Source organism: Microcoleus sp. BM001215392 (assembly GCF_036700185.1).
GTDB lineage: Bacteria > Cyanobacteriota > Cyanobacteriia > Cyanobacteriales > Microcoleaceae > Microcoleus.
Genome location: NZ_JAUBOJ010000640.1, coordinates 1 through 2,108, shown reverse-complemented (window position 1 = coordinate 2,108; position 2,108 = coordinate 1). Strand labels below are relative to the sequence as shown.

The window sequence follows — 2,108 nt, the reverse complement described above, 5'->3', positions numbered from 1 at the left end:
CTGGTTTTTGAAGCCTGAAGAAGCATGACCGCATATAAGTTATTAGTTATAATCTTATATTCACTACGGTCATGCTATAGCCCCTACGGATATATTTGCTTGCATTGAGATGCACCCTCGGGCCCGCTCTAAAACACTTTAAATGCGCGACAGCTTAATGCGCGATTAAGCTAGGGATTCGAGACACAATTGACGGAAACGATCGCCCCGCTGCTCGAAGCTTTGGTATTGATCGAAGCTGGCGCAAGCTGGCGAAAGCAGTACGACTTTAGCTTTGTTCTGTTTGGCTAATTCTGCCGCCCTCGGAATGGCTCTTTCCATTGTTTCGACTATTTCCCAAGCGTTATAATTGGCTTGTTCCAGCCGATCGCTAAAAATGCCCGCAGCATCCCCAATTAACAGCACCGCAACAGCTTTCGCCTTAATTGTATCGATCCAAGCGCGATCGTCGCCCTCTTTGGGATCGCCGCCCGCAATCAAAATCGCCGGCGCGCTGACAGCAGCTAACCCGACTTGCGCTGCGTCATAATTAGTCGCTTTGCTGTCGTTGATGAAATCTATGCCTTCCCAGGTGCGGATGTGTTCGAGGCGGTGCGCCACTCCGGGGAATTTAGCGATCGCCCGGGCGATCGCACTTTTATCTATCCCCGCCAAAGTAGCCGCCGCCACAGCCATCAACAAATTTTGCAAATTGTGTTCGCCCACCATCCGCAAAGACTCAGCACGCAGAATTTTCTCGCCTTGAGCGATTACCCAACCGTCTTCGATGTAGGCTCCAAAAGCGTGTTTTCCCAACAATTCTTTTTCACCTTTAACACTCGTCCAACACGCATCCGGCCAAATGTCAACTCCTTGCTGTCGCAAACCAGGATCGTCACCGTTGATGATTTGCAATTCCGACTTTTTTAGCAAATGGGCTTTAATGTTGTAGTAATTTTCTAAAGTTTTGTGGCGGCTGAGGTGATCCGGCGTCAAAGTAGTCAAAACTCCGATGCGCGGCGCTACAGACGGCGATGATTCTATCTGATAGCTGCTGATTTCTGCGATTACCCAATCCGGCGGTTTCTCGGCTAAAACTAATTCGCACGCAGCATAGCCAATGTTGCCGCAAGCGGGAGCATAAAGCCCTGCTTCCGCAAAAATCGCAGCAATTAAAGCAGTAGTCGTAGTTTTGCCATTAGTACCAGTAATTGCTACCCACGGAGATTTGAGATAGCGCCACGCGAGAGCCATTTCTCCGATTGTTTCAATGCCTAATTCTCGGGCGCGGACTAATGCTGGAATATCCCAGGGAACGCCCGGACTTACTACTACTAATTCTATGGATTTGTCAGGTTCAAAAGATTTACCTAACTCCAGGTTGATGCCTTCGTTAGCTAGTTGCTGTTGTTGTTCGAGCAAGTTTGGGGCCGATGAGCGATCGCTCAGTGTTACTTCCCATCCTTCGCGTTTGAGCAGTCTGGCGGCGGCAATCCCTGATTTTCCTAATCCAATTATATGAGCGATCGGCATAAGTTATGTGATGGAGCGAATTTCCCTGGTTTTATAAGTTAATATCTTAACCTTGCATGGGTTTTTGGCGATCGGCCATTTTGCTTAATTTTTTAAGGAATGCGTCTCTCAAGTTCTTCTATCTTTTCTTCCAAGCGGACAATCTCTTTTGCTAGACAGCGCTCTTGATAGGCAAATGAGGATGGTAAAAAACCTACTATTAAAAATAAGAATAGCACTCGTCCTTCAGGAAAGTCTCTAAATATTAGATAATTTATGAATACCATGAGTGGCGATATCAAGAACCAGGCATTTGACGTTTGCGCGCATTTACGAACAATTTCCCTGTTATTCATTGTTAATACCTTCCCTGCTTTTGCAACTTTTGCAATGATTTAAATCAATATCTAGTTCAAGTCTAGCTTTTATGTCATAAAAACAGCCGTATCGTCCCCACGTACCTTCAGGAATAGCATCAGTTTTGCCCCCAGGCCCGCCCGTTATCCCCCAAGTCCGCCAGGGGTTGAAAACCCCTGTCTAATAGCTAAAGTCAGTTAAAACTGACTGAAAAGTCTGGTATGTATGCGTTTCAGTCCTCTTCAGAGGACTTTCGCTAT

At 46.5% G+C, this 2,108-nt stretch carries 2 protein-coding genes; both read right to left on the bottom strand.

Annotated features, from left to right (window positions below):
- Positions 1-165: 165 nt before the first annotated feature.
- Entirely contained in the window at positions 166-1,512 is a 1,347-nt protein-coding gene (murD, locus tag QT974_RS33685) for a UDP-N-acetylmuramoyl-L-alanine--D-glutamate ligase (RefSeq protein ID WP_333472703.1), read from the bottom strand.
- A gap of 92 nt (positions 1,513-1,604) precedes the next feature.
- A complete protein-coding gene (locus tag QT974_RS33680) occupies positions 1,605-1,847 on the bottom strand; it encodes a hypothetical protein (RefSeq protein ID WP_333472702.1) in 243 nt (80 codons plus the stop codon).
- Between the last annotated feature and the right edge of the window lie 261 nt (positions 1,848-2,108).

Bases quoted from the DNA above. Each gene is read 5' to 3' on its own strand.
- murD (WP_333472703.1), bottom strand. From the start codon at position 1,512: ATGCCGATCGCTCATATAATTGGATTAGGAAAATCAGGGATTGCCGCC.
- QT974_RS33680 (WP_333472702.1), bottom strand. From the start codon at position 1,847: ATGAATAACAGGGAAATTGTTCGTAAATGCGCGCAAACGTCAAATGCC.